Here is a 26,341-nt window from a genome sequence, read left to right on the forward strand (position 1 = left end):
TCGGCGAGCGCGTGGGGAAGGATGCCGCCCATGTCCCGCCCCGCACCCGTCGCGCCGTACCCCGTCCCGCACGACAGGACCGCCCGGCGGCTGGAGTGGGCGTTCCTCCCGCCCAACCTCCGCGCGTGGATCGAGCGCAAGTGCGGCTCGCCCGTCGTCACGGCGATCTCCCAGACGAGCGGCTTCACCCCCGGCTTCGCCTCCGTCCTGGTGTGCGAGGACGGCTCGCGGCACTTCGTGAAGGCCGCCTCGGTCAAGGCCCAGCGCGCCTTCGCCGACTCCTACCGCGAGGAGGCGCGAAAGCTCGTCGCGCTGCCGACCGGCGTGCCGGCACCCCGGCTGCTGTGGCACCTCGACGACGACTGGGTCGTCCTCGGCATCGAGTACGTCGCCGGGCGGGCGCCGCGACGCCCGTGGCGGGCCGATGAGCTCGACGCGCTCCTGGACTCCCTCGAGGAGGTGGCCGAGGTGCTGACTCCCCCGCCCGCGGGACTCGACCTCGACCCGGCCGCGGCCGACTTCGCGCCCCTGCTTGAGGGCTGGACATCGCTTCGCGAGCACCGCACCGACCTCGACGCGGCCCACCTCGCGGAGGCCGAGGCCCTGGCGCGTCGCCACGCCGAGGTCGTGGGCGGCGACACCCTCGTCCACACCGACATCCGCTCGGACAACGTGCTCATCGACTCCGACGGCCGCGCGATGATCTGCGACTGGAATTGGCCGGTGCGCGGCGCCGCGTGGTTCGACTCCTTCGCCGCGCTCATCGGTCCGCGCGGCGAGGGCATCGACGTCGACGCCGTGATCGCCTCGCGGAGGCTGCTCCGCGACGTCGACCCCGAGGCGTTCGACATCAACCTCGCGCTCTACGTCGGCTACTTCTTCACCCAGTGCGAGCTGCCGGTGCCGCCGACCTCGCCGCACCTCCGCGACCACCAGCGCTGGCAGGGCGAGGTGTGCTGGGACTGGCTCGCCGAGCGGCGGGGCTGGTCGTGACCGCTCCCCGCGCGGTCGGGGTGCGGCTGCCGAACGCCGCTGTGCCCGAGTCCGTGCGGGAGTGGGTCGGGGCGACCCTCGGCTCGCCCGTCGTGGCGACCGCCGAGCAGGTCGGCGGCATGTCGCCCGGCTGCGCGACCCGGGTGACCTGCGCCGACGGCACCCGCGCCTTCGTGAAGGCGGTCAGCTCGGGCCTCAACCCTGACACCCCCGGCCTGTTCCGGCGCGAGGTCGGCGTGCTGACCCACCTCGGCGAGCACGAGCTCTGGGCGCGCCTGCTGGCGTCGTACGACAACGGGGAGTGGGTCGCGCTGCTGATCGAGGACGTGGAGGGACGCCACCCCGACTTCACCCGTCCCGACGAGGTCGAGGCGGTCCTGGCCGGCACCGATCGCCTGTCCGCGCTGCTCCAGGAGCGCGACGTACCGGCATCGGTTGACCTCGTCGACGTGTCCCACGTCCTCGGCAAGTGGGCCGAGTCACTGGACGGCCTCGTCGACGCCCCGGCCGCGACCCCGGTGCCCGACTGGCTCCGCGGCGACCCCGACGGCTGGGCGGAGGTGCTCCGCGAGCACGCTGCCCGGCCGATGCCGCACGTCGTGCACTGGGACATCCGGGTCGACAACCTGCTGCGCCGACCGAGCGGCGAGGTCGTCTTCGTCGACTGGGGCGTGGCGGCCCGCGGCCCTGCGTGGGCAGACCCCCTGCTGGCGCGCCTCGAGCGGGTCGACGAGTCGTGGTTCGACGGCTCGCTCGCCTCCTCCCCCACCCTTCGCGAGGCGGGCGACGACGTCGTCACGGCCTTCCTCGCCGGCTTCGGTGCGCACCTCGCCGTACGCTCCGTGGTCGCCGTGGACGTGAACCTCCCCACGCTCAACGATTTCCGGATCACCGAGTCCCGGCGCATGCTGGGAGCAGTGGCCCGTCGCACCGGTCGCTGAGCGCGTTCACGCACGCTCAGGCGATTTGGGCGCGCACGAGGCCTGCCGGTAGAGTTCCTACCTGCATGTCCGGCACCCGACCCTCTACCCGGGGTTGCCAGGCAGCCGACAAGCACCAGACTTCCATTCCAGACCAGTTCTAGCTCCGAGGATTCACACGTGGCGAACATCAAGTCCCAGATCAAGCGCAACAAGCAGAACGAGAAGGCGCGTCAGCGCAACCAGGCCGTCAAGTCGCGCCTGAAGACCGCCGTTCGCAAGTTCCGTGAGCTCTCCGAGGCGGGCGACAAGGACGCGGCCGTGGCCGCCGGTCGCGACGCCATGAAGGCTCTCGACAAGGCCGCCTCGAAGGGTGTCATCCACTCCAACCAGGCCGCCAACCGCAAGTCGTCGATCGCCAAGAAGACCGCCGCTCTCTGAGCCACGTCTTCACGCTGAGCACCCGCCCTCGTGGCGGGTGTTTCGCATTTCAGGGGCGTGTCAGCGCCCGTCGCGCAGGGCGGCGACGGTGAGCACGAGCCGCTCCAGCGTGTAGGACGCGTCGTGCGCCTGGCCCTTGATGTCGGCGTCGGCCACGGCGACCGCTCGCACCGCGGCGGCGATGCCCTCGGGCGTCCACGACCGGGACTGGTCGCGGACCGTGCGGACCTTCCACGGCGGCACGCCGAGATCCCGGGCCAGGTCGGCGTCGCGGGCGCCGCGCGGGGCGCCGAGGTAGCGCGCCAGGCTGCGCGCGGACGCCGCCATGGCCGAGGTGACCAGGACCCCGGCAGTGCCGGAGTCGAGCGCCCAGCGCAGCTCCTCCAGCGCCACGGCCCGCTTGCCGGCGAAGGCGGCGTCCGCGACGGTGAACGACTTGGCCTCGGCCCGGCCGCCGAAGTAGCGCTGGACCTTGTCGACGGTGAGCTGCTCGCCGGGGAAGTCGTTGGTGAGCTGGTCGGCCGCGGCGGCCAGCGAGCGGAGGTCGTTGCCGACGGCCTGCACGAGGAAGGTGGCTGCGTCGGAGGCGATCTTGGCGCCGTGCGAGGCGACCTCGGAGGTGACGAAGCCCGGCATCTCGCTGGGCTTGACCTCCTCCGACTTCACCTCGGTGACCGCGGCCAGCTTGCGGAGCTTGGCCAGAACGCCGCTGCCCTTCGGACCACCGGAGTGCACCAGCACGAGAGCAACGTCGTCCACCGGGGCCGCGCAGTAGTCGAGCAGGCCGTCCACCGACTCGTCGGGCAGGTCCTCCAGTCCGCGCACGATGACGCACCGGATGGCGGAGAACAGCGACGGCGCCGACATCTCCCCCAGCGAGGCCAGCGTCAGCTCGGCGGCCGCCGACTCGGCCAGCTCGGCCTCCGCGTCGTGGGCTCTGACCGCGTCGCGCACCGAGGAGACCGTGCGGGCCGAGAGGTACTCCTCCTTGCCCGTCACGAGGACGACGTGGCCGAGGACCTGCGCGGCGGTGGGGGTGCGTGCCATGGTGCACCCACCCTATCCGCGAGCGACGACACCGACGGCGCCCTCCCGTGCCACCACGACCACGTCGCCCGAGAGATCGGTGCGCCACACCCGCATCCCGGCGCTCGCGAGCGCGGCGAGGACGTCCGGGGCGGGGTGGCCGTAGTCGTTGTCCTCCCCCACCGACACCAGCGCGACCCGCGCGCCGAGCGAGGTCAGCCAGTCGAGGTCCTGGTGCCGGCTGCCGTGGTGGGGCACCTTCAGCACGTCGATCCGCAGCCCGGCGAGGGCGCGAGCAAGGGCCGACTGGGCCGACGGCTCCACGTCGCCGGTGAGGAGGATCCGCAGGCCCTGCACCTCTGCCACGAGCACGACGCTGGCGTTGTTCGGGGCACTCTCGCCGGAGCCGTCGAGGGTCGCGCCGGGTCGGGGCCACACCTCCTGGAGCGTCACCTCGCCCACCGTCCGCGTGATTCCGTACGACGGCAATGCAGGGTCGCGGCCGAGCACGGACTCCACCTCATGTGCGCCCTCCGCGGGGTCGAGGAGCGAGGACCCCTCGACCTCGCCGAGCCGTCGTCCCTCCAGCACGCCGGCGACCCCGTCGACGTGGTCGGCGTGGAAGTGGGTCAGCACGAGCAGCGGCACCGAGGTGACCCCGAGCCGGTCGAGGCATGCGTCCATCGCGACCGGGTCGGGACCGGCGTCGACCACGACGGCGGCGTGCTCGGCCGCTCGCAGCACCAGGCCGTCACCTTGGCCGACGTCGCACATCGCGAGCACCCAGCCGTCGGGCGGCCAGCCGATCGACGGCGGCCGCACCAGCATCGCCACCACGAGCAGGCCGGTGCACGCCAGCGCGGTCGAGGGCTGCCGCAGCACCCGCGGCGCAAGCAGCACCATCGCCACGCACAGCAGGGTGAGGACGACCAGCGCGACCGGCCCGGTCCCCCACGACACCGCCGCGGTCGGGATCCCGGCGCCCCAGCGGGCCACCGCGATGATCCAGCCCGCCGACCACGCGGCCGGGGCCGCGACCAGCTCTCCGACCGGCATCCAGAGCAGGCCGACGAGCCCGCCGGCCAGACCCAGCACTGTGGCCGGGGCGACCGCAGGCGCGGCCAGCAGGTTGGCCGCCACCGCGACGAGGCTGACCTGCCCGGACAGCGCGGCCACGACGGGCGTGCAGGCGACCTGGGCCGCCAGCGGCACCGAGACCGCCTCGGCCACCCAGCGCGGCGTCCAGCGCATCAGCGCGTCGCGCCACCCGGGCGCCAGGAGCAGGATCCCCGCGGTCGCCAGCACGGACAGGGCGAAGCCGGCCGTCGTCGCCAGCCGCGGCCACACGAGCAGGAGCAGCAGCACGGCGACGCCGAGCCCGCGGGTGCCGCGCGAGCGGCCGTTGCGCCCCATCCCGACGAGCGCGACCGTGCCCATCGCCGCCGCCCGCACCACGCTCGGCTCCGCCCGGGCGGTCATCACGAAGCCGACGATCCCCACCACCGCCAGGACGCGCAGCCACCGCCCGCGCACACCCGCCCACCGCCCGAGCACCAGCAGGAAGCCCACCACCAGCGTGAGGTTGGTGCCGCTGACGGCGAGGAGGTGGGTGAGCCCGGTCGTCCGGAAGTCGTCGGCGACGTCCGGGTCGAGGCCGCCGTCGTCGCCGTCGACCAGAGCGGGCACCAGCTCGCGAGCATCGGGGGCCCGCCCGGCGACCGCGGCGCGCACTGATCGTCGTACGGCTGCGGCGGCGTCCCACCACGCGTCCGGCTCGGCGACCACCCGCGGCTCCCCCAGCGGCCGCACGAGCGCCGCCACGTCGTCGTCCCCCGCGACGAGCCGCGCCGAGGTCTCGAGTGTCGTGCCGAGGGCGAACCTCGGCCACTCGGCGTCGGCCATCACCACGACCGGTGCGTCGAGCGACCACGCGCTCCCCCGACCCTCGACCCGGGTGACGCGGGCACGCACGACCTGGAGGTCGCCGTACTGACCGGCGACGACGCGCACGTCGGAGGTGAGGTCGAGCCGCACCGTGGCGACCGCTCCCTCGTCGGCGAGCGCGGTCAGGGGCGAGGTCGCCACCAGCGTCTGCTGGAGCGCGGCGACGCCCGCGACCGCGACCAGGGCCGTGAGCGGGCCCAACCAGGCCGCGAACCACCAGCGCCGGGCCGCACCGAGGACCACGAGCGACATCACCCCGAGCACGGCGAGCAGGGCGGTCCACCCCGGCAGCACCAGCACCAGCAGCGCGCCGGCCCACGCGCCCACCCCGAGCGCGACCGCGCGCAGGTCGGGCACGGGTCAGAGCGTCACGAGCGGGGCGAGGTCGGCGAGCGTGGCCTCGCCGATCCCGTCGACCTCCAGCAGCTCGTCGACGGCGGTGAAGCCACCGTGCTCCGTGCGCCAGGACAGGATCGCCTCGGCCGTCACCGGGCCGACCCCGGGCAGCGTCTCGAGGGTGGCCTGGTCGGCGGTGTTGAGGTTGACCAGCGTCGTGCCCGACGGCGCGGACGAGCCGAGGGTGCCTGCCACTCCGGCAGCGGGCGCCACCCCGACGAGGATCTGCTCCCCGTCGACGACGAGCCGCGCGAGGTTGAGCGAGGTGAGGTCGACGCCCCGCCGAGCTCCGCCGGCCGCCTCCAGCGCGTCGACGACCCGCGAGCCCGGCGGCAGCACCGCGATGCCCGGCTTGCGCACCTTGCCGGCGACGTCGACCACCACGTCGGCCGATGACTCCGACGTCGGATCGCCAGCGCCGGGCTCCGCTGGAGACACCGCAGCAAGGGGCGAGGGTGCGGACTCGACCGGGGTCAGCGGCACGGCCTCGGCCTGGTCGCGCACGGCCCACCACGCCGCCAGCCCGACCGCCACGGCGGCGACCACCGCGACGACGGCGAGGTGCACCGGACCCAGCTGGAGCCGCCCGATCCGCAGCCGCCGCGACGCGTGCCGGCCGGGCACCGGAAGCACCACGGGCGCGGGCGGCTCCTCGGACGGCCGGACGCGGGTGTGCGTCGACGCCTGCGGCTCTCCTCGTACGGCGGCGAGCTCGGCGCTCAGCGTCGCCAGTCGTCGCGACACCGCCTCGGCGTGCTCGGACGAGGACTGGGATCGACGCATGCCTCCACGCTAGGAACGGCGTACGTCCTCCCAACAGGGGCGACGAGCGATCTGTGGAGAGACTTGTCAGGCCTTCTCTGAACTTGTCGGCCCGTGCACGGCCTGACATGTTCAGCGATCCCCGGTCAGCCGGGGATCGCTGAAGGGGTCAGGGCCGGGGCGAGACGCAGACCGCGACCATGCCCGGCCCGACGTGCGCGCCCAGCACCGCACCGAGCTCGCCGCACATCACCTCGCGCCCGTCGAGGCCGGGCGCCAGACGCTCGGCGAGCGTGGCCGCGAGCTCCTCGGCACGCTCGGCGTTGGCGAGGTGGGAGACGCAGACGTCGACCTGCTGCTCACCCGCGATCTCGACGGCGAGGTCGGCGAGCCGGGCGAGTGCGCGCGACGCCGTACGGACGCGTTCGCGCGGGACGACCTTGCCGTCCTTGATCTCCAGGAGGGGCTTGACCGCGAGAGCGCTGCCGAAGATCGCGGCGGCGGCGCCGATCCGGCCGCCGCGGCGGAGGTACTCCAGGGTGTCGACGTAGAACAGCGACGAGGCGGCCTGACCACGCGCGAGCGCGGCCTCGGCGGCCTCCTGCCCGCTCCCGCCGGCCTCCAGCGCGTCGAGAGCGGTGAGCGCGGCGTAGCCGGTCGCGATGCCGACCTGCCCGGAGTCGACGACGTGCACGGGCAGCTCGACCTCGAGCGCGGCGAGCTGGGCGGACTCGAAGGTGCCGCTCATCTCCCCGGAGAGGTGGACCGAGACGATCTCGTCGACCCCGTCGGCCTCCAGGGAGCGGTAGAGGTCGGCGAACAGTGCCGGCGCCGGGCGCGAGGTGCTCACCGGCACGAAGTCGCGCAGCGCCTGCGCGACCACGTCGGGCGTCGCGCCGTCGGGGCCCTCGTCGAGCACCTTGGCGCCGATCACCACCTGCAGCGGCACGACCCGGATGCCGCGAGCCTGCGCCACCTCGGCGGGCAGGCTCGCGGTCGAGTCGGTCACGACCACCACGCGAGGCATAGCGGTGACCCTAACGGCAGACGGAGGGCTCAGACGACGATGTTCACGAGCTTCGGCGCGCGCACGATCACCTTGCGCACCGTCGCCCCGTCGATGGCGCGCTGCACGCCCTCGTCGGCCATCGCGGCGGCCTCCAGGTCGGCCTCGGAGATGTCCGGGGAGACCTCCAGGCGCGCGCGGACCTTGCCCTTGACCTGGACGACCGCGGTGACGGTGTCCTCGACCAGCAGCGCCTCGTCGACGGTCGGCCACCCGGTGCGTACGACGGTGGGCTCGTGGCCCAGCCGCTCCCACATCTCCTCGGCCGTGTAGGGCGCGACCAGGGACAGCAGGATCGCCACCGCCTCGGTCGCCTCGCGCACGGCCGGGTCGTCCGGACCGCAGCCGGAGTCGATGGCCTTGCGGGTCGCGTTGACCAGCTCCATCACCCGGGCGACCATCACGTTGAAGCGGAAGGCCTCGACCAGCTCGGCCGCGTCGTGCACGGTCCGTGCCGTCGTACGCCGCAGCGCGACGTCGCCGCCTCCGACGTCCACGCCGGGCGCCGAGGTGACGTCACCCGACAGCCGCCAGGCGCGCTGCAGGAAGCGCAGCGAGCCGTCGGGCGACATGTTGGCCCAGTCGATGTCGTCCTCGGGCGGACCCGCGAAGACCAGGGTCAGCCGCACCGCGTCCACGCCGAAGGTGGAAAGTTGCTCCCCCAGGTTGACGCCGTTGCCCAGCGACTTGCTCATCTTCTTGCCCTGGTTGATCACGAAGCCCTGGTTCAGCTGGGCCGACCACGGCTCGCGGAAGTCGACCAGGCCCATGTCGTTCAGGACCTTGGTGAAGAACCGGCCGTACAGCAGGTGCAGCACGGCGTGCTCGACGCCGCCGACGTACAGGTTGCAGGGCATCCACGCGTTGACCTTGGCGCTGTCGAACGGCTGGGTGTCCTCGTGCGGCGAGCAGTAGCGGAACATGTACCAGGACGAGTCCACGAAGGTGTCCATGGTGTCGGTGTCGCGCGTGGCCGGGCCGCCGCAGGTCGGGCAGGCGACCTCGACCCACTCGGTCGCCCCGCCCAGCGGCGAGGTGCCCTTGGGCTTCAGGTCCATGCCCTTCAGCATCGGCAGGGTCACCGGCAGCTGGTCGTCGGGCACCGGGACCTCGCCGTCCACCGGGCAGTGGATGATCGGGATCGGCGGTCCCCAGTAGCGCTGGCGGCTGATCAGCCAGTCACGCAGCCGGAAGTTGACCGTGCCGCGGCCCAGCTCCTTGCCCTCCAGGAAGGCGATCGTCGTGGTCTTGGCCTCGGCGACGCCCATCCCGGACAGGTCGATCTCGTCGTTGGCGGAGTTGATCGCCGGGCCGTCGCCGGTGAAGGCCTCGCCCTCCCAGCCCTCCGGCGGCTCGACCGTGCGGATCACCGGCAGGTCGAAGGCCTGGGCGAACTCCCAGTCGCGCTGGTCCTGGCCCGGCACGGCCATGATCGCGCCGGTGCCGTAGTCGGCCAGCACGTAGTCGGCGGCGTACACCGGGATCTGCGTGCCGGTCAGCGGGTTGGTCGCGTGGACGCCCAGGAAGACGCCGGTCTTGGGCCGGTCGGTCGCCAGGCGGTTGATGTCGGTCTCCTTGCGGACCTCGACCAGGTAGTCCTCCAGCGCCTGGGCCTGCTCGTCGGTGACCAGCTCGGAGGCCAGCGCGGCGTCGGCCGCCACCACCATGAAGGTCGCGCCGAACAGCGTGTCGGGGCGGGTGGTGTAGACCGTGACCGGCTCGTCGCGGCCCTCGACGACGAAGTCGACGTGGGCGCCCTCGGACCGGCCGATCCAGTTGCGCTGCGCGGTGACGACGCGGTCGGGCCAGGTCTGCTCCAGCTCGTCCAGGCCGTCCAGCAGCTCCTGGGCGTAGTCGGTGATCTTGAAGTACCACTGCGTCAGGTTCTTCTTGGTCACCTCGGCGCCGCAGCGGTCGCAGACGCCGCCGACGACCTGCTCGTTGGCCAGCACGGTCTGGTCGTTGGGGCACCAGTTGACCGGGCTGTTCTTCCGGTAGGCCAGGCCGCGCTCGTAGAACTTCAGGAACAGCCACTGCGTCCAGCGGTAGTACTCCGGGTCGCTGGTGTTGAAGGTGCGCGTCCAGTCGAAGGACGCGGCGTACTTCTGGCACGACTCGATCGACTTCGCGATGTTGGCCCGCGTGTAGGTGTCGGGGTGCTCGTCGTGGCGGATCGCGGCGTTCTCCGCGGGCAGGCCGAAGGAGTCGAAGCCCATCGGGTTCAGCACCTCGTAACCGCGCTGCCACCAGTAGCGCGCCACCACGTCGTGCAGCGCGAACACCTCGGCGTGGCCCATGTGCAGGTCGCCGCTCGGGTAGGGGAACATCGTCAGCGCGTAGCGCTTCTCGCGCGGGCTGTCGTCGTCGGCCCGGAACGGCTGGAGGTCCTCCCAGACGCGCTGCCACTTCGTCTCGGTGGCGGCGATGTCGTACGTCGCGCGCTCGGCGTCGTGGGCTCCGGTGTCCTGCGTCATGGCGTTGTCCTCGGGTCAGGCTGGGTCGGGCATGAAAAAACCCCTCGCATGGAGGGGTAGCCGCGTGTCGGTCCGGTGGGTGTCGGACGGATCAGCGCGGCTGTCGAAGAAGGAGCTGCTTCTGCACGGGACACATCATACTCGCTCCCATGACCGCTGACCTGAGCAGGTACGACGACGTCCTCCGGCTGCTGGAGGCGCTCCCCCGCCACGTGCCGGCGCTGCAGGTGGTCGTGGTCAACGGATCGGCCGTCACCGGCGGCTGGGACGAGCACTCGGACCTCGACGTCGAGGCGTGGTGCAGCGGCGACCCCACCGAGGCGTACGACGCCGTGCTCGCGCTGGTGCGCGACGAGCTCGAGGTCGACCAAGTGTGGGAGCTGCCCGACGCGACCTGGCCGACCGGCCGCCAGTGCTTCATCCACCTCCAGCCCGACGCCGCCGACCTCAGCCGGCCGACCCGGCTGCTCGACGTGGTCATCCAGACCACGCCCGAGCGGCTCACCATGGACACCCGCCGCCACGGCACGCCGATGGTGCTGCACGACCCCGACGGGCTGCTCGTGCTCGAGGACGACGACGAGGCCGAGATGGAGGCCCAGCGCCGGCAGGCCGTGGCCCAGACCGCTGCGCGCCGGCAGACGGCGGCCTGGCTGGTGGAGCGGGCCATCGCCCGCGACGACCTCGCCGAGGCGACGTCGCTGCACCTGCGGTTCGCGGTCGAGCCGCTGGTGAAGCTGCTCCGGATCCAGCACTGCCCGGCACGCTTCGACTACGGGCTGCGCTACCTGCGCACCGACCTGCCGGCCGGGATGGCGGAGCGGGTGGAAGCACTGCTGCCCGGGCCGGACCTCTCGGTCCGCGCCCGGGCAGCGTTCACGTGGCAGGACGAGGTCCTGCGGGAGCTCAGCTGATCGTCACTTGACGAACTGCGGGGTGAGCGGCGGGTTCCACCACTCGCCGTTGTAGGCCTTCACGGCGCCGATCACGTGCAGGATGCCGGCCACGACGAAGGCGGCGGCCAGCGCCGGCAGCATCACGACCAGGCCCAGGCCCAGCGTCAGCAGGGCGACCGGGATGGTGAGGATGCCGAGCACGACCAGCCAGATGAACATGGTGATCTGGATGTTGATCGAGTTGGCGGCGTGGGCCCGGACGAACGGGCCGCGGTCCTTGTGGATCATGTAGACGAGCACGGAGGCGATGAAGCCGAGGAAGCCGGCGGAGCAGATCATCGCCACCACGGCGCCGGCGTGGCTGATCGCACCCCAGGTGCGCTCGTCCTCGGGCGACATCGTCGACGGCGTCGCGCGGTAGGTGGTCTGGGGCTGCTGGCCGTAGGCCTGCGTCGGGTCGTTGCCCTGCGGGGTGGTCGGGTACTGGTCGGACATCTCTCTCACTCCTCGGCGGGCGGGGTGCCCGTTGATGACGCCAAGCCAAGCACGTCCGGAAGGCGATTTCATCCCGTTCCGGGGTCCGTTCAGGGTCGGGTCAGGGGTGGTTCCGGGCCGACCTCCCAAGAAGTGTTTGACAGTACGGGGCGGCCCGGTGACACTACTCCCCAACAATCGTTGGAGGGTAAGCATGGCCGAGGAGCCGCACGACGACACGGTGGCGCGCCTGCGGGCGACCGCGCACCCGCTGAGGCTGAGGATCCTGTCCCTGCTGACAGCGGAGGCGATGAGCGCGGCCGAGGTCGCCCGCGCCCTGGCGACCACCCACGCCAACGCGTCGTACCACCTGCGCGTGCTGCACGACAACGGCGTGCTCGTCGTGGAGTCGGAGGAGAAGATCCGAGGGGGCGTCGCCAAGCGCTACCGCTACGACCCGGAGCGCGAGCTCCCTCACCAGGACAACACCAACGACGAGCAGATCGCCTACGCCCGGGCGAACGCCGTCGAGGTCGAGCGACGGCTGCTCGACGCAGCGTCGGGTGCCGGCTTCTCATTCGACCTCGAGGCGTGGGTCCCGGTCGCGGCTTGGCACCGCGCGCTCGACCTGCTCGACGAAGCCTCCCTGCTCCTCCACTCCGAGGCGCGGCCGACCGGGACGGCCGACACCGTCCACGTCAGCGGCACCGCGCAGGCCTTCACGATGAGCGGCGGCCTCACGGGGGCCGACGTGAAGTGGAACCGCGTGGCGCGCGGAGGTGCGCGATGACCTGGCAGCACGCGCTGGAGCCGCTGCGCAACCGCAACTTCGCGTGGTACTTCGCCTCGCGCTTCGTCAACACGCTCGGCAACATGATGGCGAGCATCGCGCTCGCGTTCGCCGTGCTCGACATCACCGACTCCCCCGCGGCGCTCGGCCAGGTCCTGGCCGCGCACACGATCCCGATGGTCGCCCTGCTGCTCTACGGCGGTGTGATCGCGGACCGGTTCCCGCGCACGCTGGTGCTGCAGTTCTCGAACTTCACCTCGGCCATCACCCAGGGTGCGATCGCGCTGCTGGTGCTCGGCGGCCACGCCGAGATCTGGATGCTGGTGGTGCTCAGCGTGGCCCACGGCGCCGTCTCGGGCATCGGGTTCCCGGCGATGGCCAGCGCGCTGCCCCAGCTGGTGCCGCGCGAGCACCTCCAGCCCGCCAACGCCCTGATCTCCCTGACCCGCAACGGCATGGCGGTGCTCGGCCCGACGGTCGGCGCCCTGCTGGTCGTGACCGTCGGCTCCGGCTGGGCGCTCGCTGTCGACGCGGCCACGTGGCTGGTCGCCGCGCTGCTCCTTCTGCCGGTCGCGCTGCCCCCACGACCGGCGGACAAGGAGCCCGCCGACACGGTCGGCGAGCTGCGTGAGGGTTGGACCTTCTTCTGGGCCACGCCGTGGCTGTGGGCCGTCGTCGTCGGCTTCGGCGCCCTGAACTTCATCCACGCCGGCGCCTGGACCACCCTCGGTCCCGCCGTCGCCGACGACACGATCGGCCGACAGGCATGGGGCTACGTCCTGTCCGCCGAGGCCGTCGGACTGCTGGTCACCACCGTCATCCTGCTGCGGGTGCGGCTGGAGCGGCCGCTCCTGCTCGGCATGCTGGGAGTGGCGATGATGGCGCCGCCGATGCTCGTGCTCGGCGTCTCCCCGCACGTGGTCGGGCTCGTCGCCGCCGCCTTCCTGTCCGGTGTGGGCACGGAGGTGTTCGGCATGGGCTGGAACCTCGCGATGCAGGAGCACATCGACGACTCGATGCTCTCGCGGGCCTACTCCTACGACGCCCTCGGGTCGTTCGTCGCCCTTCCGCTCGGCCAGCTCGCCTTCGGGCCGCTGGCCCTGGCGTTCGGCTTCGAGGAGGTGCTGGTCGTCTCGGCGGTGGCGTACGTCGTCATCGTCGCGCTGGTGCTCTGCTCCCGCTCGGTCCGCACCCTCCAGCGCGCCCCCGTCACCCCGACGGAGCCGGTGACGAGCGCCACGCCGTAGGGTCCAACGACATGGGAGTCATGGACCTGTTCCGCCTCGACGACAAGGTCGTCATCGTCACCGGTGCCTCGAGCGGGCTGGGCGTCGCGTTCGCCCACTGCTTCGCCGAGGCGGGCGCCGACCTGGTGCTCGGCGCGCGCCGGGTGGAGAAGCTGGAGCGGGTCGCCGACTCGGTGCGCTCCACCGGCCGCCGCGTGCACACCGTGGCGACCGACGTGGCCGACCCCGACCAGTGCCAGCGCCTGGTCGACGAGGCGATGGCGAAGTTCGGCCGGGTCGACGTGTTGATCAACAACGCCGGTGTCGGCACCGCCGTCCCGGCCACGCGTGAGACCCCCGACCAGTTCCGCTCGGTCATCGAGGTGAACCTCAACGGCTGCTACTGGATGGCGCAGGCCTGCGGCCGCGTGATGGAGCCCGGGTCGAGCATCATCAACATCTCCTCGATCCTCGGCATCACCACCGGCGGCCTGCCGCAGGCGGCGTACTCCGCCTCGAAGGCCGGGCTCGGCGGGCTCACCCGTGACCTCGCGCAGCAGTGGATGGGCCGCAAGGGCATCCGCGTCAACGCGCTCGCGCCGGGCTTCTTCACCTCCGAGATGACCGAGACCTACCCCGAGGGCTACCTCGAGCTCGCCATGCAGCGCGTGCCGGCGGGCCGCAAGGGCGACCCGCGCGAGCTCGCCGCGACCGCGGTCTGGCTGGCGTCCGACGCCGCCGGCTACGTCACCGGACAGATGATCCCGGTCGACGGTGGCCTCACGATCGCCTGACTTTCTGCCAAGATCCGGGGGCATGAGCGAGGGAGCAGAGACCCACCGCCTGCGGCGCATGAACGGTCGCGACCCCAGCGAGTCGCACCGCACCGCGACGCCCCTGGAGCTGCTCTACGACCTCACCCTGGTCGTGGCCTTCAGCCTCGCCGGGTCGCAGCTCGCCCACGCACTGACGACGGGCCACGTCCTCGCGGGCCTGCTCGGCTTCGCGGTGGCGATGTTCGCGATCACGCTCGCGTGGATCAACTTCTCGTGGTTCGCCTCGGCGTACGACACGGACGACGCGTTCATGCGCCTCGCCACGCTGCTCCAGATGGTCGGTGTCCTCCTGCTCGCGCTCGGCCTGCCCGACCTCTTCGAGGGCTTCAACCACGGGGAGTTCGACAACGCGGTGGTGGTCGCCGGATACGTCACCATGCGGATCTCGATGATCCTGCTCTGGGCACGGGCCGCTGCCCACGACCCCGAGCGGCGGTCGACCTGCCTCGCGTACGTCGAGCTCATCGCCGTCGCCCAGGTCGGCTGGGTCGTCACCGCGACCGACGTGCTGCCGGTGCCGGTCCAGCTGGCCCTCGCCCTCGCGCTGTTCGCCCTCGAGGTCGGCGGGCTGGTCTGGATCGAGACCCACTTCCCGCCCACCCCGTGGCACCCGCACCACATCGCCGAGCGCTACGGCCTGTTGGCCATCATCTCCCTGGGCGAGGTCGTGCTCGGCACCACGACGGCGATCGAGGCCGTGGTGGACACGGAGGGCTGGAGCCTCGAGCCCGTCCTGATCGCTCTCAGCGGCGTGTCCCTCGCGGTCGGCATGTGGTGGTCCTACTTCGTGGTGCCCTTCGGCGACGCGCTGAGCCACAGCGACCGGCGCAGCATGATCTTCGGCTTCGGCCACCTCGTCCTGTACGCCTCGATCACGGCGACAGGTGCCGGCCTGCACGCGGCCGCGTACTTCGCGGAGCACCACACCGAGCTCGACGCCAGCCAGACCGTGCTCACGGTGGTGATTCCCCTCGCGGTGTTCGTCCTCGCCCTCTACGCGCTCTTCCACCTGCTCTTGCCTGGCCACGACCCGCTCCACGTGTGGCTGGTCCTCACCACGCTGCTCGTCCTGGGTGCGGCGTACGCCCTCGCCGCCGCAGGCGTGTCACTGTCCGTGGCACTGGTGGTGCTCATGCTGGCGCCGTGGATCACGGTCGTGGGCTACGAAGCGCGCGGCTACCGTCACCTCCGCACGGTCGATCCGTCCCACTGATCAGAGCCAGGGCTCGCCCGCGACCACCCCGGCAGTACGCCGCCCGGCGGACGCCTCGGCCAGCCAGCGCTCACCGTCGGACACGCCCCTGCTCCCCCAGCCGTCGAGCGACCGGGTGACGACCCCCTCGCCCTCCCGCACGACGTAGACGCCTCCCGACAGCGCGAGGACGAACGCGCTGTCGATCGTGTCGAGCAGGTCGGCCGAGCCGGTGTCGCAGGCGTCGCAGCCGCAGTCGGGCTGGAGCTCGAGCACCTCCGTGGGCTCCCCCACACCGACCCGGACGAAGGTGTCGTCGGCGAACAGTCCCACCACCAGGGGCTGGGTGCCCGGCCGGCCGCGGACGATGGTGGCGCGACTCGGTGCGAGGTGCTGGTCGCCGAGCCACTCGACGCCCACCGGGTCGACCTGCTCCGCGGCACCGAGACCGGCGCTCGTGATCGCCTCGATCCAGGCGTCCGAGCGCACGGCGAGCAACCGGTAGCGGCCTGCATCGGTCACGCGGGAGTACTCCTCCTCGAGCGTCGACGGTCCGTCCGGGTGCGGGTTCGGCCAGTCGGCGAGGTCGCCGCGCAATCGCGCGAACGCCGCGTCGACTGCCGGCAGCAGTGCGGCCGGCGGGAAGCGACGCCGGTCGGCGTGCCTCGAGACGGCGACACCGTCGAGCACCACCTGCTCGAAGCGGTCACCCGACGCGAGCGACACCCCGATCGAGACCAGCGGCGCCACGGAGTCGTCGTCCTCGCCGTCGGGCCAGAACATCACCCAGGCACCCCGGCCGAGCTCCTCCGGCTCGCCGACCGGGCTGAGGCTGACGGTCGTGCCGTCGCCCTGGTGGAACATGCGGCGCGGCCAGTGGCGGCTCGGCACGAAGCCGAGGGCGAGCAGCAGGTCGGCGACACGGTCGAGGTCGGGCGGCGAGAGGGAGATCGACTCGACCACGGCGCCGTCGGCGGGGCCGGGCGGCATCGGGGTGGTCCACTCGATGAGGAACGGCAGCGCGTCGTCGTACGGCCCGGCGGCGAGGTCGCAGCCGACCCACTGGACCATGTCACCGTCGGGCGTACGCCGCGAGCCCGGCGTGGCCGGCCCAGGGGCGAAGCCCGCGTCGACGAGCGCCTCGCGCGCGGCCTCCATGTCGTCGACCGCGATCGCCCATGAGATCGGCCCGCGGGCGGCTCGGATGCGGTCGAGCCAGGGGTTCGACTCGTCGCTGCCGACGGCGATCAGCTCGACGTAGGCCGGCCGCGGTCCGCGGACGAGCACGTTCTCCGTGCCCATCGGGTGGCGTCCGCCGCGCTCGGCGGGGAGGCCGGCCGCACGCCAGCGCGCCGCCGCCTCGTCGAGGTCCACGACGGCGACCACGAGGTGGTCGAAACGGGCGCCCAGGAGGATCAGCCCGCGAGGATCTCGGAGACCGCGCGCACCAGGCCGGCGATGTCGTCGTCGCTGGCCACGAGCGGCGGGGCGAAGCGGACCGTCGAGCCGTGGGTGTCCTTGGCCAGGATGCCGCGCGCCATGAGGGCCTCGGACATCTGGCGACCGCTCATCAGCGACGGGTCGATGTCGATGCCGGCCCACGCGCCCCGGACGCGTACGTCGGAGAGGCCGCTGCCGACGAGCGGGCGGAACCGGGCCTCGAGCAGGTCGCCGATCTCCGCCGAGCGGGCCTGGAACGTGCCCTCCTCGAGCATCGCGACGACCTCGGTGCCGATGGCCGCGGCGAGCGGGTTGCCGCCGAACGTCGAGCCGTGCGAGCCGGGCGTGATGACGTCCATGATCTCGTGGTCGGCCGCGATCGCGGAGACGGGGTAGATGCCGCCGCCGAGCGCCTTGCCCATGATGTAGATGTCGGGGACGACGTCCTCGTGGTCGCAGGCGAACGTCTTGCCGGAGCGCGCGAGGCCGGACTGGATCTCGTCGGCGACCATCAGCACGTTGCGCTCGGTGCAGAGCTCGCGCAGCTCGCGCAGGAAGCCCTGGGGCGGCATGACGACGCCGCCCTCGCCCTGGATCGGCTCGAAGAGCACCGCGACGGTGGTCTCGTCGATCGCGGAGGCGATGGAGGCGATGTCGCCGTACTTCACGCTGCGGAAGCCGGTCGTGAACGGCGCGTAGCCCGACGTCGCGACCTCGTCGTCGGAGAAGCTCACGATGGTGGTGGTGCGGCCGTGGAAGTTGCCCTCCATGGTGATGATCGTGGCCTGGCCGGCGGGGACGCCCTTGACCTCGTAGCCCCACTTGCGGCTGACCTTGATCGCGGTCTCGACGGCCTCGGCGCCGGAGTTCATCGGCAGGATCATGTCCTTGCCGGTCAGCCGGGCCAGCGCCTCGGCGAAGCCGCTCAGCTTGTCGTTGAAGAACGCGCGGCTGGTCAGCGTCAGCTTGCCGAGCTGCTCGCGCGCGACGGCGACGAGGCGCTCGTTGGAGTGGCCGAAGTTGAGCGCGGAGTAGCCCGCGAGGCAGTCGAGGTAGCGCTTGCCGTCGACGTCGATGACCCACGCGCCGTCGCCCTCGGCGAGCACCACCGGGAGCGGGTGGTAGTTGTGCGCGGCGTAGCGCTCGGTCGTCTCGATGTGGGCGGCCGTGCGCTCCGAGATGGTGCTGGTGGCGGGGTCAGTCGCGGTCATGGGCACATGGTGCCACCGCGCGGACGAAAGCGCCGAAGCGACGAGACCACTGATCTCCAGGTGGCCCGCGACAAGGCGCACGCGCGACTGGTGTCATCGGTGGACACCTGCGAGGGAGGCACACGATGGACGACGTGGACCCGGTCGGCTTCATCGGGCTCGGGCACATGGGCGAGCCGATCGCCGTCAACCTGCTGCGCGCCGGACGACGGCTGGTGGCGTGGACACGACGGGCGGAGCGGGTGCAGGAGCTGGTGCGCGCCGGGGCCACCGGGGCGGTCGACGTCGGGCAGGTGCTGGACTCCTGCGAGGTCGTCCTCGTGATGCTCGCGGACGCGGCCGCGCTGGACGAGGTGCTGGGCTGGGACGGCTCGGGTTTCGCCCACCCCCTCGCCGGACGCACCCTGGTCAACCTCGGGACCGTGTCGACGGCCTCCGCCTCGGCGTTCCACGAGCGGGTGCGGGAGGCGGGTGGACGCTACGTCGAGGCACCCGTCTCCGGGTCGCGCGTCCCGGCGCAGCGCGGCGAGCTCGTCGTGATGCTCGCGGGCGACGGGGACCTCGACCCCCTCGAACAGTTGCTGGCGCCGATCAGCCGGGCGGTCGTCCGTTGCGGTGCGGTGCCGGCCGCGACGGCCACGAAGCTGTCGGTCAACGCCTTCCTCGTCAGCCTGGTCACCGCCCTGGCCGAGTCCGTGCACCTGGCGGAGAGAAGTGGGGTCGACCTCGACGTGCTGCACCGCGTCCTGGACTCCGGGCCGATGGCCAGCGCCGTGTCCCGGATGCGCCTGGCCGCCATGCTCGAGCGCGACTACGCACCCCAGACCGCGATCGACGACGTGGTCCGCAACTGCCAGCTGGTCCTCGAGCTCGCCGAGTCCGCCGGGACCGGGGCCCCGATGGCCCGCCGGAGCCACGACCTCTACACCCGCTCCTCCGCCCTCGGCTTCGGCGCCGCCGACATGGCAGCGGTGGTGGAGGCGCTCAGGGCTTGACCGACCACCGCCCTGCCCCACCACACGTGTCCGGGAAACCGCCCCCCGGCCGGCAGGCGGAGGGCGACTTCTCGGACACGTGTGCTCAGCGCACGCCGGACATGCAGAAGGCCGGACCCTTGCGGATCCGGCCTTCTGTGTTGGTGGAGCTGAGGGGACTCGAACCCCTGACCCTCTGCATGCCATGCAGATGCGCTACCAGCTGCGCCACAGCCCCAACAGCCGAGAACATTAGCCGACAGTTCAGCCGACGTGAAATCGGGGTCGCCCTCAGGCGATCCAGCGCACCAGGAGCACGATCGTGAAGACCGCGACCGCGAGTCCGGCGAGGATCGGCACGACCGTGAGGGCGAGCGCGCCGGCGATGTAGGCCGGTGTCGGCGGCTCGCGCAACGGCTCCTTCTCGAGCTCGCGGAGCAGCAGGTGGAGGTTCTTGCGGTTGGCGCGGTGGGCGACGTCGAGCAGGTCGCCGATGCCCGGGAGCAGGCCCAGCAGCGCGTCGACGACGAGGTTGAGCGCCATCCGCGCGAGCACCACCATCGGCACCCGCGCCAGGATCGCGTCGCGCACGATGACCGACGACAGGGCGCTGCCGACCGCGTCACCGATGCCGGGCACCAGCCCGATCACCGCGTCGAGACCGACGCCGAAGCGGGTGCCGGGCACCGTCACCGCGTCGTCCATCACCTTGGCCAGCTGCCGGCTGAGTCGTACGTCGACCTCGCGAGCGCGCTCGCTCACGCCACGACCCGGTTCCAGGCCATCAGACGCCACCGCTCGACGCCCCCCGTCCAGGTCGAGGCGGAGTGCTCGAGCTCGATCCAGCCGCAGTTGGCCAGCACCCCGAGGGCCTCACCCGGGTCGGGGAGGTCGAGGAACGCCGGCACGGCGACGCGCAGCGCGGCGCCGTGGGAGACGACGATCCCGGTCTCGCCCTCGCCCAGCGCATCGGCGTACTCCCCCAGGGCGGGCAGGAAGCGGGCGAGCACGTCGTCGTCGGTCTCGCGGCCGGGGATGTCGGCGTCGTTGCCGGCGAGCAGCGCGGCGTGCTCCACGGGGTGGGCGGCGGCGTACTCGTCGCTGGTCAGGCCGGTGCGGTTCGGGCCGATGTCGAACTCGCGCAGGCGCGGGTCGAGGACGGGCTCGAGGCCAGCCTCGGCTGCGACGAACCCAGCGGTCTGCGCAGCCCGCGAGAGGTCTGAGGTCCACATCGCCACGGGCGCGAACGCAGCCAGGGCAGGCGCCACCGCCTTGGACTGCAGCTGCCCCTGGGCGTCGAGCGGGATGTCGGCGTGCCCCTGCGCCCGCCCGGAGTCGTTCCACTCCGTGCGGCCGTGGCGGAGCAGGACCAGGCGCTTCACGCGAGGGTCAGCGGGATGAGCGGGCAGTCGCTCCAGAGGCGCTCGAGGGCGTAGAAGGAGCGCTCCTCCTCGTGCTGGACGTGCACGACGATCTCGCCGTAGTCGAGCAGCACCCAGCGACCCTCCCTGTGGCCCTCGCGGCGGATCGGCTTGGCGCCGGCGTCGCGGAGCTTCTCCTCCACCTCGTCGACGATCGCGCCGACGGCGCGCTCGTTGTTGGCGCTGGCCAGCACGAAGGCGTCGGTGATCGCGAGCTGGTCGCTCACGTCGAAGGCCAGCACCTGGTCGGCCTTCTTGTCGTGCGCGGCCTGGGCGGCGACGGCGACGAGCTCGAGGGCGTGGTCGGTGGCAGTCATGCGGAGTCCTTGCTGGTGCCGGTGGTGGTCGTTGCGGGTGGTGCGTAGAGGTCGTGCTTGGCGATGTACTGGACGACGCCGTCGGGCACGAGGTACCAGACCGGCTCGCCGCGCCGCTTGCGGTCGCGGCAGTCGGTGGAGGAGATCGCCAGGGCGGGGATCTCGACCATGGTGACGCGGTCGGACGGGATCCGGGCCAGTGCCTCGGGGTCCATGGCGTAGCCGGGGCGCGTGCAGCCCACGAAGTTCGCCAGCTCGAAGAGCTCCTCGGCGTCACGCCACGTGAAGATGTCGGCGAGTGCGTCTGCGCCGGTGATGAAGAACAGCTCGGCGTCGGGCATCTCGGCCTTGAGGTCGCGGAGCGTGTCGATCGTGTACGTCCGGCCCTCGCGGTCGATGTCGACGCGGGAGACGTTGAAGCGCGGGTTGGCGGCCGTGGCGACCACCGTCATCAGGTAGCGGTGCTCGGCCTCGGTGACCTCGCGGTCGCTCTTCTGCCAGGGGTCGCCTGTGGGGACGAAGACGACCTCGTCGAGGTCGAACCAGGCCTGCACCTCCGACGCGGCCACGAGGTGGCCGTGGTGGATCGGGTCGAAGGTGCCGCCCATCACCCCGACGCGGCGCGGTGCCTGCTGGTCGGGCACGGGGTCAGCTGTGCTCGCGGCCGCCACCGAAGGACACGACTGCGAGCAGCAGGACGATCAGCAGGCCCAGGGCGATCACACCGACGAAGACGGGCGGGATCGCGGGCTCGCCGTGCTCGGCGGTCTCGGCGGCAAGCGTGGTGACGGTGCTCAGCATGGGCGCGATCCTATCGTCTGCGCTCGTGCGTCAGCGCACGTGGCCGTCGCCGACCACGACGTACTTGCTCGAGGTCATCTCCGGCAGTCCCATCGGGCCGCGGGCGTGCAGCTTCTGGGTGGAGATGCCGATCTCGGCACCGAAGCCGAACTCGCCGCCGTCGGTGAAGCGGGTCGAGGCGTTGACGACCACTGCCGCGGAGTCGACGGCCGCGACGAAGCGGCGGATGGTGCCCTGGTCGCGCGCCACGATCGCCTCGGTGTGGCCCGAGGAGTAGCGCCGGATGTGGTCGATCGCCCCTTCGACGTCGGCGACGACGGCGGCCGAGATCTCCAGCGCGAGGAACTCCGCGCCGTGGTCGTCGTCGGTCGCCGCCACCACGTCGTCGTACTCGGCGAAGGCGGGGTCCCCGTGGATGGTGACGCCCGCACCCTGCAGGGCCTCGATCACGGTCGGCAGGAACTCGTCGGCGACGTCCTGGTGCACGAGCAGCGACTCGGCGGCGTTGCACACGCTGGTGCGCTGGGTCTTGGCGTTGAGCACGATCGCCAGCGCCTGGTCGAGGTCGGCGGAGGCGTCGACGTAGACGTGGCAGTTGCCCACGCCCGTCTCGATCACCGGCACCGTCGACTCCTCAACGACGCTGCGGATCAGCCCGGCGCCACCGCGCGGGATCAGCACGTCGACCAGCCCACGGGCGCGCATCAGCGCCTTCACGCTGTCGTGGGTCTCCCCCGGCACCAGCTGCACGACGTCCTCCGGCAGGCCGCTGTCGGCGAGCGCGCCGCGCATCGCCGTGACGATCGCGGCGTTGCTGGACCGGGCGCTGGACGAGCCGCGCAGCAGGACGGCGTTGCCGGCCTTGAGGCAGATGCCGGCGGCGTCGGCGGTGACGTTGGGCCGGGCCTCGTAGATCATCCCGACGACCCCGAACGGCACGCGCACCTGGCGCAGCTCCAGGCCGTTGGCGAGCGTGCTGCCCCGCAGCACCTCCCCCACCGGGTCGGGCAGCCCGGCGACGTCGCGCAGCCCCTGCGCCATCGCCTCGAGGCGCGCGTCGTCGAGGCGGAGCCGGTCGACGATGTTGGCGGGGGTGCCGCCGGACTCCGCACGCGCGACGTCCTCCACGTTGGCCGCGAGGATCTCCGTCGCCGAGGCGAGCAGCGCGTAGGCCATCGCCAGGAGCGCGGCGTCCTTGGTCGCCCGGGTCGCCGTGGCGAGCTCGTGGCTCGCGGTCCGGGCCCGGCCGGCGACCTCGCGGACGGCATCCTCGCTGCTCATGCCGTCCAGCGTAGGTGCGTCGTGCCTATCCTGAGCCCATGTCTCGCATCACGGGGGTGGTGGTCGCGCTGGCGACCGCAGCGGCGGTCCTGACCGGCTCGACGGCGGACGCCGGCACGGGCGCAGCGGCGCCGCCGACGGCCCAGCTGCCGCGCGAGATCACCGGCGGCGTGGAGCTCACGCTCGCCGATGGCGACCAGCTGCGCGTCTGGGCGGCGACGAACTACCGGACCGTGTGGGCCAAGCGGTACGACGCCGCGACCGGCGCCTGGGGTGCGCGGACGGTGGTGCTCCGGGAGAAGAACCTCTCCCGCGGGAGCGTCGATGCCCGGACCGCCAACGGCGCGGTCGCAGTGACCGCGAGGTGCGACCGCTTCGGCTACGCGGAGGACCAGGCGCCCACCCACTCCCGCGCGGTCTGGTCGGCCGACACCGTGACGTGGTCGTCGTACAGGCTCGAGGGCGAGGCGTACGAGGAGCCCGGCATCTCCCCCGACGGCAGCCGGGCGGTGTGGCCGGAGTCCGACCGCTACGTGACCTTCGGGCCGGACGGGTTCACCCGCCACGCGCTGGAGACGCCCGGCCAGGAGTACACCGCGACCACCACGATCACCGACACCGGCCAGGTCTCCTACCTCTACGGCAAGGGCCTCGGCGGCCGGTGCGGCCTGGTCGCGCTGACCCGCACCGGCGACGACCCGCCGACCCGGCAGGTCCTGCGGTTCGACAGCGCGTGCTCCGACAGCAACTTCGCCAACCTCGACGCGAACACCGCGTTGTTCGGCGACTTCAGCAACCCGGCCTTCGTCACGACGATCGCGCGGGCCGATGCGTCCTCGCCGTGGGCCGTCACCGCGATCGCGCCGGCCTCCGCGCCCGGGCTGGAGAGGGCCGGCGGGCGCCGGCTCCCCACCGACTTCTTCGACCCGACGGGCTTCCCCCTCCTCGCGCTCGGGGCCGGCAAGGGACAGCCGATCCGGGCGCAGGCGTACGACACCGCGACCCAGACGTGGGGCCCCTCCACCGTGGCGTACGACCCCGGCGGGAAGAGCTGCCGGTGGGGCGACAACTGGATCGCGCAGCCGCTGGCGGTCGTGGCCGTCACCGTGCGGTGCGGGGTTCGCTCCGTCGTCCTGACCACGTCGGACGCCGTGCACTGGCAGGCGCTGCGGATGGCCCGCCACGTGCCCGGCATCTCCCCCGACGGCACGTACGTCGCCGTACCCGGCCGGAGCAGCACGTCGATCATCTCGCCGGAACGCGGTGTCGTGGCCCTTCCGCTCGGGGTGGGGGGCGCGTGCGACGTCGTGGTGCCCGACGGCCCGGACGGTGCCGTGCTCCTGACCGCCTCCGGCCGCCACCACGGCTGGCCGACGGTGCTCCAGCACTCGTCCCCGACCGGCTGGGACCGCATCTCCAGGACGAACCTGCCCACCTACGCGCAGACCTGCGTCAAGGCTCGCTCCTCGAACTACGAGCTGCCCTACCGCTTCGACATCTACAGCACGTGGAAGGGCTACTCGGTGCGGGTCGTCCAGCGCGGGGGCGTGTGGAAGGCCCTGCGCAGCCGCTACTGAGCCCGGACGCGCCGACGGCCCGGCACGTCACCTGCCGGGCCGTCGTGAGCGGGTGGTGCTGGGGTCAGCCCTTGCGCTCGGTGATCTTCTCGGTGGCGGCGGGCAGCACGGAGTGCAGGTCGCCCACGACACCGAAGTCGACGAGCTCGAAGATCGGGGCCTCGGGGTCCTTGTTGACCGCGACGATGGTCTTCGAGGTCTGCATGCCGGCCCGGTGCTGGATCGCACCCGAGATGCCGTTGGCGACGTAGAGCTGCGGCGAGACCGTCTTGCCGGTCTGGCCGACCTGGAAGGCGTGCGGCATCCAGCCCGAGTCGACCGCGGCACGCGAGGCACCCACGGCCGCACCGAGGCTGTCGGCGAAGCCCTCGACGGGCTCGAAGTTGCCGCCGGTGCCACGACCTCCCGAGACCACGATCGCGGCCTCGGTCAGCTCCGGGCGACCGGTGGACTGGCGCGGCTGGGTGGCCACGATCTGGGCACCCTTCGCGGCATCGCTGATGGTCACGGCGAACGCCTCGACGGCACCCGCGCCCTCGGCCTCCTCAGGAGCGGCCGAGTTCGGCTTGACCGTGATGATCGGCGTGCCCGTGGTGACCTTCGCCTGCACGGTGAAGTTGCCGGCGAACACCGACTGGGTGGTGACGCCACCGTCGGTCACGTCCACGGCGTCGGTGATCATGCCCGAGCCCAGCTTGATCGCCAGGCGACCGGCGACCTCCTTGTTCTCGAACGTCGAGGGCAGCAGGATCGCCGCCGGGCTGGTCTTCTCGGCCAGCTGCTGGAGCGCCTCGGCCTTCGGGGCGACGAGGTAGCCCTTGATCTGCGCGTCGTCGATCACGTACACCTTGCCGGCGCCGTACTTCTTGACCTTCTCCGCCACCGCGTCGCCCTGGTCGGGCGAGCCGAAGAACACCGCGGACGGCTCGCCGAGACGCTTCGCGATGGTGAGCAGCTCGTAGGTCGGCTTCTTGACCTCGCCGTCGGCGTGGTCGATCACAACAAGAACTTCAGACATGTTCGAAGCCTCCTCAGATGAACTTCTTCGAGGCGAGGAAGTCGACCAGCGCAGTGGCGCCCGAGCCGTCCTCGTCGGTGACGATCTCGCCGGCCGTGCGCGGCGGGCGGGCGGTGGTGTCCTCGACCTGCGACCAGGCGACCGAGAGGCCGACCTCGCCGGCGTCGACACCCAGGTCGGACAGCGACCAGGTCTCGAGCCCCTTCTTCTTCGCCGCCATGATGCCCTTGAACGACGGGTAGCGGGCCTCACCCGACTGGTCGGTCACGGACAGCACGATCGGCAGCGTCGCGCCGATGACCTCGGTCGAGCCCTCGTTGTCGCGCTTGATGCGGACCTGGTCGCCCTGCGACTCCACCACGGAGGCGAGCGTGACCTGCGGGAGGCCGAGGCGCTCGGCGAGCATCGCCGGCACCACGGAGCCCGACGCGTCGGTCGAGGCCATGCCGCAGACCACGAGGTCGGCGCCGGCGTCGGCCTTGATCTTCTCGACGGCCTTGGCCAGCACCAGCGAGGTGGCGATGTAGTCGGAGCCGGCGATCGCGTCGTCGACCACGTGGACGCCGGAGTCGGCACCCATCTGCAGCGCCTTGCGGACCGCGTCGACAGCCTTCTCGGGGCCGACGGTCAGCGCGGTCACGGTGATCTCCTCACCCTCACGCTTCTCGCGGAACTGCAGCGCCTGCTCCACGGCGTACTCGTCCAGCTCGGACAACAGGCCGTCGACACCGACGCGGTCGACGGTGTTGTCGTCCTCGAACTTGCGGTCGGCCGTCGCGTCCGGCACGTACTTCACACAGACAACAATGTTCATGGTGGTGTGGCCTCGCGGCCCCTCCTGTGCACTCGGATGTGCTCGTGAGGT

26 protein-coding genes and 1 tRNA gene are annotated in these 26,341 nt (G+C 72.2%); 10 read left to right on the top strand and 17 right to left on the bottom strand.

Annotation, left to right across the window (positions count from 1 at the left end; all coding sequences use genetic code 11):
* Positions 1–30 precede the first annotated feature (30 nt).
* The 3 genes from J2X46_RS00390 (at position 31) to rpsT (ending at position 2,354) form a co-directional block, all read left to right on the top strand.
* Positions 31–993 (top strand): phosphotransferase, encoded by a 963-nt coding sequence (locus J2X46_RS00390; RefSeq protein WP_310245498.1) that lies wholly within the window; start codon positions 31–33, stop codon positions 991–993.
* Positions 990–1,934, top strand: coding sequence for a phosphotransferase (locus tag J2X46_RS00395; RefSeq protein ID WP_310245501.1), 945 nt, complete (start codon positions 990–992; stop codon positions 1,932–1,934). The genes J2X46_RS00390 and J2X46_RS00395 overlap by 4 nt, the downstream gene beginning before the upstream one ends.
* Before the next feature lie 159 nt (positions 1,935–2,093).
* Positions 2,094–2,354, top strand: coding sequence for a 30S ribosomal protein S20 (rpsT, locus tag J2X46_RS00400; protein ID WP_310245502.1), 261 nt, complete (start codon positions 2,094–2,096; stop codon positions 2,352–2,354).
* A gap of 60 nt (positions 2,355–2,414) precedes the next feature.
* On the opposite strand, the gene holA is transcribed toward rpsT, so the two are convergent.
* The 5 genes from holA to leuS form a co-directional block, all read right to left on the bottom strand.
* Positions 2,415–3,401, bottom strand: coding sequence for a DNA polymerase III subunit delta (gene holA, locus J2X46_RS00405; protein ID WP_310245504.1), 987 nt, complete (start codon positions 3,399–3,401; stop codon positions 2,415–2,417).
* 12 nt (positions 3,402–3,413) lie between these two features.
* The gene (locus J2X46_RS00410) at positions 3,414–5,681 is read right to left on the bottom strand and encodes a ComEC/Rec2 family competence protein (protein WP_310245506.1); all 2,268 of its coding nucleotides are present in this window, start codon (positions 5,679–5,681) and stop codon (positions 3,414–3,416) included.
* A 3-nt stretch (positions 5,682–5,684) separates the two neighbouring features.
* On the bottom strand, positions 5,685–6,503 hold the full coding sequence (locus J2X46_RS00415) for a ComEA family DNA-binding protein (protein WP_310245508.1): 819 nt from the start codon (positions 6,501–6,503) through the stop codon (positions 5,685–5,687).
* 148 nt (positions 6,504–6,651) lie between these two features.
* Positions 6,652–7,509: a DegV family protein gene (locus J2X46_RS00420; protein WP_310245510.1), complete on the bottom strand. Its 858-nt coding sequence runs from the start codon at positions 7,507–7,509 to the stop codon at positions 6,652–6,654.
* A 29-nt stretch (positions 7,510–7,538) separates the two neighbouring features.
* Complete coding sequence (gene leuS, locus J2X46_RS00425) at positions 7,539–10,022, bottom strand: leucine--tRNA ligase (RefSeq protein WP_310245513.1); 2,484 nt, start codon at positions 10,020–10,022, stop codon at positions 7,539–7,541.
* Positions 10,023–10,171: 149 nt separating this feature from the next.
* Here leuS and J2X46_RS00430 point away from each other — a divergent pair, with 149 nt between their 5' ends.
* Positions 10,172–10,936 carry a hypothetical protein gene (locus tag J2X46_RS00430; RefSeq protein WP_310245514.1) on the top strand — a complete coding sequence of 255 codons (765 nt, stop codon included), beginning with the start codon at positions 10,172–10,174 and terminating at the stop codon, positions 10,934–10,936.
* Between the two features lie 3 nt (positions 10,937–10,939).
* Here J2X46_RS00430 and J2X46_RS00435 read toward each other — a convergent pair whose 3' ends face one another.
* Positions 10,940–11,413, bottom strand: a complete 474-nt coding sequence (locus tag J2X46_RS00435) for a DUF4870 domain-containing protein (protein WP_310245516.1) — start codon at positions 11,411–11,413, stop codon at positions 10,940–10,942.
* A 193-nt stretch (positions 11,414–11,606) separates the two neighbouring features.
* On the opposite strand from J2X46_RS00435, the gene J2X46_RS00440 reads away from it, so the two are divergent.
* Genes J2X46_RS00440 through J2X46_RS00455 form a run of 4 tightly spaced genes read left to right on the top strand, consistent with a single transcriptional unit; the run spans position 11,607 to position 15,457 of the window.
* Positions 11,607–12,182: a helix-turn-helix domain-containing protein gene (locus tag J2X46_RS00440; protein ID WP_310245517.1), complete on the top strand. Its 576-nt coding sequence runs from the start codon at positions 11,607–11,609 to the stop codon at positions 12,180–12,182.
* On the top strand, positions 12,179–13,429 hold the full coding sequence (locus J2X46_RS00445; protein WP_310245521.1) for an MFS transporter: 1,251 nt from the start codon (positions 12,179–12,181) through the stop codon (positions 13,427–13,429). The genes J2X46_RS00440 and J2X46_RS00445 overlap by 4 nt, the downstream gene beginning before the upstream one ends.
* Before the next feature lie 11 nt (positions 13,430–13,440).
* The gene (locus tag J2X46_RS00450) at positions 13,441–14,202 is read left to right on the top strand and encodes a glucose 1-dehydrogenase (RefSeq protein WP_310245523.1); all 762 of its coding nucleotides are present in this window, start codon (positions 13,441–13,443) and stop codon (positions 14,200–14,202) included.
* A gap of 22 nt (positions 14,203–14,224) precedes the next feature.
* A complete protein-coding gene (locus tag J2X46_RS00455; RefSeq protein ID WP_310245524.1) occupies positions 14,225–15,457 on the top strand; it encodes a low temperature requirement protein A in 1,233 nt (410 codons plus the stop codon).
* Here J2X46_RS00455 and J2X46_RS00460 read toward each other — a convergent pair whose 3' ends face one another.
* Both J2X46_RS00460 and rocD read right to left on the bottom strand, forming a co-directional pair.
* Complete coding sequence (locus J2X46_RS00460; RefSeq protein WP_310245526.1) at positions 15,458–16,822, bottom strand: DUF6226 family protein; 1,365 nt, start codon at positions 16,820–16,822, stop codon at positions 15,458–15,460.
* A 29-nt stretch (positions 16,823–16,851) separates the two neighbouring features.
* Positions 16,852–18,087, bottom strand: a complete 1,236-nt coding sequence (gene rocD, locus J2X46_RS00465) for an ornithine--oxo-acid transaminase (RefSeq protein ID WP_310245528.1) — start codon at positions 18,085–18,087, stop codon at positions 16,852–16,854.
* A 125-nt stretch (positions 18,088–18,212) separates the two neighbouring features.
* On the opposite strand from rocD, the gene J2X46_RS00470 reads away from it, so the two are divergent.
* Positions 18,213–19,082, top strand: coding sequence for an NAD(P)-dependent oxidoreductase (locus J2X46_RS00470; RefSeq protein ID WP_310245530.1), 870 nt, complete (start codon positions 18,213–18,215; stop codon positions 19,080–19,082).
* Positions 19,083–19,223: 141 nt separating this feature from the next.
* Here the strand turns inward: J2X46_RS00470 and J2X46_RS00475 are convergent.
* From J2X46_RS00475 to J2X46_RS00505, 7 genes are all read right to left on the bottom strand, one after another.
* Positions 19,224–19,299, bottom strand: a tRNA-Ala gene (locus tag J2X46_RS00475).
* A 53-nt stretch (positions 19,300–19,352) separates the two neighbouring features.
* The gene (locus tag J2X46_RS00480; protein ID WP_310245533.1) at positions 19,353–19,823 is read right to left on the bottom strand and encodes a DUF4112 domain-containing protein; all 471 of its coding nucleotides are present in this window, start codon (positions 19,821–19,823) and stop codon (positions 19,353–19,355) included.
* The gene (locus J2X46_RS00485; protein WP_310245536.1) at positions 19,820–20,443 is read right to left on the bottom strand and encodes a histidine phosphatase family protein; all 624 of its coding nucleotides are present in this window, start codon (positions 20,441–20,443) and stop codon (positions 19,820–19,822) included. Before J2X46_RS00485 ends, J2X46_RS00480 begins: the two co-directional genes overlap by 4 nt.
* Positions 20,440–20,799 (bottom strand): ribosome silencing factor, encoded by a 360-nt coding sequence (gene rsfS, locus J2X46_RS00490; protein ID WP_310245538.1) that lies wholly within the window; start codon positions 20,797–20,799, stop codon positions 20,440–20,442. Before rsfS ends, J2X46_RS00485 begins: the two co-directional genes overlap by 4 nt.
* Positions 20,796–21,443 (bottom strand): nicotinate-nucleotide adenylyltransferase, encoded by a 648-nt coding sequence (gene nadD, locus J2X46_RS00495; RefSeq protein WP_310245540.1) that lies wholly within the window; start codon positions 21,441–21,443, stop codon positions 20,796–20,798. Before nadD ends, rsfS begins: the two co-directional genes overlap by 4 nt.
* A gap of 4 nt (positions 21,444–21,447) precedes the next feature.
* Entirely contained in the window at positions 21,448–21,600 is a 153-nt protein-coding gene (locus J2X46_RS00500) for a hypothetical protein (RefSeq protein WP_310245543.1), read from the bottom strand.
* Positions 21,601–21,630: 30 nt separating this feature from the next.
* Positions 21,631–22,881: a glutamate-5-semialdehyde dehydrogenase gene (locus J2X46_RS00505; protein WP_310245544.1), complete on the bottom strand. Its 1,251-nt coding sequence runs from the start codon at positions 22,879–22,881 to the stop codon at positions 21,631–21,633.
* Between the two features lie 38 nt (positions 22,882–22,919).
* On the opposite strand from J2X46_RS00505, the gene J2X46_RS00510 reads away from it, so the two are divergent.
* Positions 22,920–24,458, top strand: a complete 1,539-nt coding sequence (locus J2X46_RS00510) for a hypothetical protein (RefSeq protein ID WP_310245545.1) — start codon at positions 22,920–22,922, stop codon at positions 24,456–24,458.
* A gap of 64 nt (positions 24,459–24,522) precedes the next feature.
* On the opposite strand, the gene J2X46_RS00515 is transcribed toward J2X46_RS00510, so the two are convergent.
* Complete coding sequence (locus J2X46_RS00515) at positions 24,523–25,476, bottom strand: electron transfer flavoprotein subunit alpha/FixB family protein (RefSeq protein ID WP_310245547.1); 954 nt, start codon at positions 25,474–25,476, stop codon at positions 24,523–24,525.
* A gap of 13 nt (positions 25,477–25,489) precedes the next feature.
* Positions 25,490–26,290 (bottom strand): electron transfer flavoprotein subunit beta/FixA family protein, encoded by an 801-nt coding sequence (locus J2X46_RS00520; RefSeq protein ID WP_310245550.1) that lies wholly within the window; start codon positions 26,288–26,290, stop codon positions 25,490–25,492.
* Positions 26,291–26,341: the final 51 nt, after the last annotated feature.

This window comes from Nocardioides sp. BE266 (assembly GCF_031457855.1).
Lineage (GTDB): Bacteria > Actinomycetota > Actinomycetes > Propionibacteriales > Nocardioidaceae > Nocardioides.